Genomic DNA, 5,796 nt, shown 5'->3' with positions numbered 1-5,796 from the left:
CCCGACGGCTGCGGCTCCGGCACCTCCCACTCCTCACCCCACGGCGCCGCCTCCTCGCGCAGGCCCGCCGGATCGAGGACGAGCAGCGCCCGCGGCGGCGACGTGTCGATCAGCTCGCCGCGCCAGCGGCCGAAGCAGCGGCCCAGCGACTCACGCGAGATCCCCACCCAGTTGGCCAGCTCCGCGTGGGTGAGCGGCAACGGCACCCGGATCCCGCGCGGACCCCGCCGGCCGAACCGGAACGCCAGCTCCTGCAGATGGAACGCGAGCCGCTGCGCCGGGGTCCCGCCGCGCACCGCGTGCCTGCGTCCCGCGTACGTCCAACGGTTCGCGGTGTTGCGCATCAGCGCGTCGGTGATCCGCGGATTGGAGGCGATCATCGCGGCGAGTTTGCGGCTGTCGATGCGCAGCACGGTCAGCTCGGTGACCGCCGACAGCGTCGCGCGCTGCGGATGCCCCCACATCGCCAGATCGCACTCCAGATCGCCGGGACCCAGCAGATCGACGATCGCCTCGGTGCCGTCCTCCGCGTCCATCAGTTCCTTGACGAAGCCGTCGACGACGATCACCACGTCGCGTGCCGGCACTCCCTGGTGGCAGAGGGTCCCCCGGACCGGAACCTGCGCGAGATGACCGATCGCCAGCAGCCCCCGCCGCTCGGTCTCCCCCAGGTTCCACCAGAAGGTCCCCTCTCCTGGATCGCGAATCATCGAAACTCCCCGTTTCCGTCCGCCCGTGTCTCAAGGGAACCTCACGGTCGGCTCCGCGTCAGTAGCGGATGTGGCATTTTGCTGCGTCTACGGACACACCGCCGTCCAGGACGGCCATGCCATGCGCAAGGATGTGGGGCATGTACGACCGACGCGTGGTCCAGGACGAGGTTCGGGCGTCCCATGCCCGGCTGACCTCGGCACTCTCGTCACTGACCGAGACGCAGACGCGCGGCCCGTCAGCGCTGGACGGGTGGTCGCGCGGGCACGTCGTCCACCACATCGCCCGCAACGCCGACTCCTACTGGCGGCTGCTGGAATGGGCGCGCACCGGCGTCGAACGCCTCCAGTATCCGAGCGCCGAAGCCCGCGCCGCGGAGATCGAAACCGGCTCCGACCTGCCCGTCAGCGTGCTCGTCGCGGACAGCGCGAGCGCCGCGGCCCGGTTCGACGAGCAGGCGCGCACCCTGCCGGAGCCGGCGTGGGAGGCGATGGTCCGCTCGGTCTCGGGCTGGCCGCATCCGGCCTGGTACACCCTGTACCGCCGCTGGCGTGAGGTCGAGATCCATCTGGTCGACCTGGACGTCGGCTACACACCGGACGACTGGCCGCTCCCCTACGTCTCCTGGGAGCTTTCGGAGACGCTCGGCGCGTTCGCCGCGCAGGGCTCCCTGCCGGTCCGGACGGTCACCGCGACCGACCTCGGCCGGACTTTCGAGCTCTCCTCCTCGGGGCCTGATCTGGCGCTTCCGGCCCGTCCGCTGCTGGCCTACCTGTCGGGCCGCGGCCCCGCACCGTCCGCCGCGCCCGCGGCCCCGTCCTGGCCCACGGCACCCGCCGTCGATTGGAGCGTCCGATGACCTACACCGGCGATGTGACGGTCGGCGGCCCGGCCGACGTCCGCGAGCTCCCCGGCCTGTCGATCCACAAACTGGCCGTCGGCCCGTTCGACAACAACGCCTACCTGCTGCGCGACCACTCCACGGGCGACCAGATCCTCATCGACGCCGCCGCCGAACCCGACCGCCTCCTCACACTGATCGGCGACCGTCCCCTGTCCCGCATCGTCACCACGCACCGCCACCAGGACCACTGGCAGGCCCTCGCCGAGGTCGCGACGGCCACCAGCGCGGCCATCGTCGCCCACCCGCACGACGCCGACCCCCTCCCCCTCCCGGTCACCGACCCGGTGGTCCACGGCGACACCCTCTCCCTCGGCCCCCACACTCTCGAGGTCATCCACCTCCGCGGCCACACCCCCGGCAGCATCGCCCTCCTCCTCCGCCCGGAGAACGACCGCCCCCACCTCTTCACCGGCGACAGCCTCTTCCCCGGCGGCCCCGGCAACACCTTCGGCGACGCCGGCAACTTCCACCGCCTCATGACCGACCTCACCGACCGCGTCTTCACCCCCCTCCCCGACACCACCTGGTTCTACCCCGGCCACGGCGCCGACAGCACCCTGGGCCGCGAACGCCCCAACCTCCCCACCTGGCAAGCCCGCGGCTGGTGACCCCACCACCCCCGGAGTATCCTCAACGCCATGGGCACACCCAAAAACTCCATGTGACTTTGTGAAACCGCAGGTCGCGAAGTCTCCTCCCCACGCCCGTGGGGGTGCTCCGATGGTCCCTGCTCTGGTGCAGAGTTCTCAGCCCTCCTCCCCACGCCCGTGGGGGTGTTCCGCCGCTTCTGTCGCCTTCGCGGCATCTGTGCTTGTCTTCCCCACGCCCGTGGGGGTGTTCCGCTGATCCTGTTCAGTGCTCGGGCGGCACTGTTCTCTTCCCCACGCCCGTGGGGGTGTTCCGCGGTCGGCGCCCAGCGCGAGCATCCGCGAGTTCTCTTCCCCACGCCCGTGGGGGTGTTTCGTACCAGCAGCCGCTTGAGCGGCTGGAGTGCTTCTTCTCTATGTCCGTGAGGGTTCTGTACTGAGTTGGTAGGGCTCGGAGTGCGGCATTTTCTCCTGGTGGTTGTGGGGGGCGGGTAGTTGGTGGATGTGGTCGTTGGTTTGTGGGTCTCTGGTTGTTCTAGCGTGGGCTGGTTCTGGGTGGGGGTGGAGGTTGGTGGTTTGGTGGATCTTGAGGGGGTTTGGGGGCGTAGGATCCGGGGCGATGATCAGTGGCGGGAGAGTAGGGGTGGCGGCGTCATGATGGGTCGCACGCACGCGTTGTCCGGGTTGGCGATCTGGGCGGCGATCACCGTTCCGCTGGATCTGCCGCCTGCCAGTGTGGTGTTGGGTGGGGCGGTGTGTGCGGGGTCGGCGGTGCTGCCCGACATCGACCATCATGGGTCGCATATCGCGCGGACCTTCGGGCCGATCACGCGCGGGTTCGGGTGGGTGGTCGGGAAGGTCGCCGGCGGGCACCGGAACGGGACGCACTCGGCGCTCGGGGTCGGGCTGCTGGCCGCGGTGGTGTTCGGGGCGTCAGCGGTGTACACGCAGGATCTGGTGACGTTGCAGATCGGCTGCGGGATCACCGTGTTCATGCTGGTCGCCGGGCTGCTGTGGGGGCTGCTCGACCGGGGCAAGGGACGCGGCAAAGCCGCCTACAAGAAGCCCTGGCACGGGTTCCTGTCCATCATGGTCTGCGCCGTCGCGGTCACCGGGATCGCGCTGGCCTGCTACCGGTACGGCGAGATCGCCGGGACGGTCATGGTCGGCGCCATCCTGATCCTGGTGCTGGCCGGGGCGATCCGGCCGCTGCGCATCAAGGGCTGGTGGGACGATCTCGCGCCGATCCCCGTCGCGATCGTGATGATGTACTACCACGTCGACCTGTCGGTGCTGCCGTACGCGGCGGTGCTGGGCGTCGTCATCCACATCACGGGCGACATGATCACCCATGGGGGCTGCCCGCTGGGCTGGCCCTGGTCGCAGACGATGCGCGGGGTGAAGTGGTTCAAGACCGGCTCCCCCACCGAGAACCGGATCGTCGCCCCGATCCTCGCGGTCGTCCTGATCTTCTCGTTCGGCATCCAGATCGGCCCGACGGTCGACGAGGGCGCCGACACCGTCCGCCGCTGGGCCGCCGACCCGCACCTCTAGGGGACGAGCGAGACGGCCGGGAAGGCCGGCCTGACCCCGGTGAGGTCCTCGGACTTACGCCACAGGTCGCGGCCGAGCACGAAATCCTGTGCGGCGCGCGGGATCCGGCCCAGCATCGGGGGGCCCTTCAGCTCCCCGAACCCCGACGGCACGTAGACGCCGCCCGGGTAGACGCCCTGCTGGGTCGCCGCGTACAGCGACGGCCAGGCGGCCTCCTCGACGGGCTGTGTCACATACGGCAGCAGATACCTGTTGCCCAGCTCCCTGAGCTTGCCCTTGCCGTACCGCTGCAGCCCGGTGCGCGCGCTCCCCGGATGCACCGCGACGCTGGTCAGGGCGCGGCCCGCCCGCCGCTGGAGTTCCAGCGCGAACAGGATGTTGGCCAGTTTGGAGCGGGCGTAGGCGTTCATCGGCTGGTAGGAGCGTTCGCTCAGCAGATCGGTCATGTCGATCATCGGCATCCGGGCGAACAGCGAGCTGACCGTGACGACGCGCGGTGCGGGCGCCGCGAACAGCAGCGGCAGCATCCGTCCGGTCAGCGCGAAGTGGCCGAGATGGTTGGTGCCGACGGTCAGCTCGAACCCGTCCTCGGTGAGCCGCCGTTCGGGGATGTCCATCACCCCGGCGTTGTTGATCAGGACGTTGACGGGCCTCCCCTGGACGATCATCCGTCCGGCGAACGCCTCGATCGAGGCCAGTGACGCCAGGTCCAGCGGCTCGGCCCTGACGACGGCCATGGGCGCGGCGGCCCGCACCCAGGCCAGCGCGGCGTCGAGCTTCGCCGGATCACGTCCGGCGATGATCACGTCGGTGCCGGCCCTGGCCAGCTCGGTGGCGGTCGCGAGCCCGATCCCGCCGGTCGCGCCGGTCACCACCGCGAGCCTGCCCCGCTGCGGCGGGATGTCACTCACCGTCCACTCTGTCACGTTATGTAACTAGCCGCTTCCGGTACCGCTCAAACCCGGCCCTCCCCCGGCCTGACCAGGCCCGCGTCATAGGCGAAGATCGTCGCCTGGACCCTGTCACGCAGGCCCAGCTTGCCGAGGATCGCGTTCACATGGGTCTTCACCGTGGTCGGCCGGATGCCCAGAACGGCCGCGACCTCCATGTTCGTGTGCCCTCTGGCGACCTCGCGGAGCACCGCCAGCTCCCGTTCGGTCAGCGAGGCGAGCTGCTCCCTGACGCGCGGCGACACCTCGACCGTCCCGGAGACGAACGCGTCGATCAGGCTGCGCGTCACCGAAGGGTCGATCAGGCTCTCACCGGCGGCGACGGTGTGGATCGCGTCGACCAGGACCTGCGGTTCGCAGTCCTTGAGCAGGAACCCCGACGCGCCCGCCCGCAGCGCGGAGAACACGTACTCGTCGCGGCGGAACGTGGTGAGCACCAGCACCTTGATTCCCTGCGCGACCAGCGCCGGGGTGGCGGTCAGGCCGTCGACGCCCGGCATCCGGATGTCCATCAGCACCACCTCGGGCCGCAGCTCGGCGGCGAGCCGCAGGGCCTCGGTGCCGTCGCCCGCCTGCCCGACCACCGTGAGCCCCGGCTCCGCGCCGAGGACGGCCGCGAACCCGGCCCGCACCACGATCTGATCGTCCACGATCAGCACCCGGACCGTCATTTCTCCTCATCCAGCACGTCGAGCAGCTTACGCATTCCGGCGAGGGCCGCTCTGCCCTCGGCGGCGATCTCGACGAGGCTGCCGCCGGGCTGCTCGGCCTCGCTGACCAGCCGCGCGGTGTGCGCGATCACCTCCGAGCGCAGCCCGATCGCGACCTGGTGCCGTTCCCCTCTGACGGCCTCGGCGGCGCGCGCGGCGATCGCGTCCAGGACGTCGCGCTCCCAGCGGGCCGCGCGCTCCCTGCGCCGCCGCACGGCCCTGCCCCACGCCCAGAACAGCAGCAGGAACAGCGAGATGCCCGTGACGGCCACCAGCGAGGCGACCCCGACCACGACCGCCTTGTTCGCGGGGGCCGGTTCGCCGGGCGACGGCGGGGTGTAGGCCGCGGCGACGGCGAACACGATCCCGATCAGCCCGCC

The 5,796-nt window shown here is 70.7% G+C and carries 7 protein-coding genes and 1 CRISPR repeat array; of the genes, 3 read left to right on the top strand and 4 right to left on the bottom strand.

The genetic code is table 11. The features are described from left to right. Window positions 1-710 (bottom strand): Crp/Fnr family transcriptional regulator (locus ACYVE7_RS27945; RefSeq protein WP_460368723.1); only part of this gene is annotated, 710 nt, incomplete at its 3' end. A gap of 140 nt (window positions 711-850) precedes the next feature. Between ACYVE7_RS27945 and ACYVE7_RS27940 the strand changes: the two genes are divergently transcribed. The 3 genes from ACYVE7_RS27940 to ACYVE7_RS27930 all read left to right on the top strand — a co-directional run bounded on the left by ACYVE7_RS27940 (window position 851) and on the right by ACYVE7_RS27930 (window position 3,756). Then, a complete protein-coding gene (locus ACYVE7_RS27940) occupies window positions 851-1,570 on the top strand; it encodes a maleylpyruvate isomerase family mycothiol-dependent enzyme (RefSeq protein WP_460368722.1) in 720 nt (239 codons plus the stop codon). Then, entirely contained in the window at window positions 1,567-2,223 is a 657-nt protein-coding gene (locus ACYVE7_RS27935) for an MBL fold metallo-hydrolase (protein WP_460368720.1), read from the top strand. The genes ACYVE7_RS27940 and ACYVE7_RS27935 overlap by 4 nt, the downstream gene beginning before the upstream one ends. Before the next feature lie 87 nt (window positions 2,224-2,310). Next, window positions 2,311-2,580: a CRISPR direct-repeat array (repeat unit 26 nt; unit sequence TCCCCACGCCCGTGGGGGTGTTCCGC). 276 nt (window positions 2,581-2,856) lie between these two features. Further along, the gene (locus ACYVE7_RS27930; RefSeq protein ID WP_460368718.1) at window positions 2,857-3,756 is read left to right on the top strand and encodes a metal-dependent hydrolase; all 900 of its coding nucleotides are present in this window, start codon (window positions 2,857-2,859) and stop codon (window positions 3,754-3,756) included. Here the strand turns inward: ACYVE7_RS27930 and ACYVE7_RS27925 are convergent. From ACYVE7_RS27925 to ACYVE7_RS27915, 3 genes are all read right to left on the bottom strand, one after another. Next, complete coding sequence (locus tag ACYVE7_RS27925; protein ID WP_460368716.1) at window positions 3,753-4,682, bottom strand: SDR family oxidoreductase; 930 nt, start codon at window positions 4,680-4,682, stop codon at window positions 3,753-3,755. The two genes, ACYVE7_RS27930 and ACYVE7_RS27925, sit on opposite strands and share 4 nt — an antisense overlap. Window positions 4,683-4,711: 29 nt before the next feature. Further along, window positions 4,712-5,377: a response regulator gene (locus tag ACYVE7_RS27920; RefSeq protein WP_460368715.1), complete on the bottom strand. Its 666-nt coding sequence runs from the start codon at window positions 5,375-5,377 to the stop codon at window positions 4,712-4,714. Then, window positions 5,374-5,796, bottom strand: a 423-nt coding sequence (locus ACYVE7_RS27915) for a hypothetical protein (RefSeq protein ID WP_460368714.1), incomplete at its 5' end; no start/stop codon positions are given. The genes ACYVE7_RS27915 and ACYVE7_RS27920, both read right to left, overlap by 4 nt.

The organism is Actinocorallia lasiicapitis, from assembly GCF_054778695.1.
This window is presented reverse-complemented; position numbering and strand designations above follow the sequence as displayed.

Bases quoted from the DNA above. Each gene is read 5' to 3' on its own strand.
- ACYVE7_RS27940 (WP_460368722.1), top strand. From the start codon at position 851: ATGTACGACCGACGCGTGGTCCAGGACGAGGTTCGGGCGTCCCATGCC.
- ACYVE7_RS27935 (WP_460368720.1), top strand. From the start codon at position 1,567: ATGACCTACACCGGCGATGTGACGGTCGGCGGCCCGGCCGACGTCCGC.
- ACYVE7_RS27920 (WP_460368715.1), bottom strand. From the start codon at position 5,377: ATGACGGTCCGGGTGCTGATCGTGGACGATCAGATCGTGGTGCGGGCC.
- ACYVE7_RS27930 (WP_460368718.1), top strand. From the start codon at position 2,857: ATGATGGGTCGCACGCACGCGTTGTCCGGGTTGGCGATCTGGGCGGCG.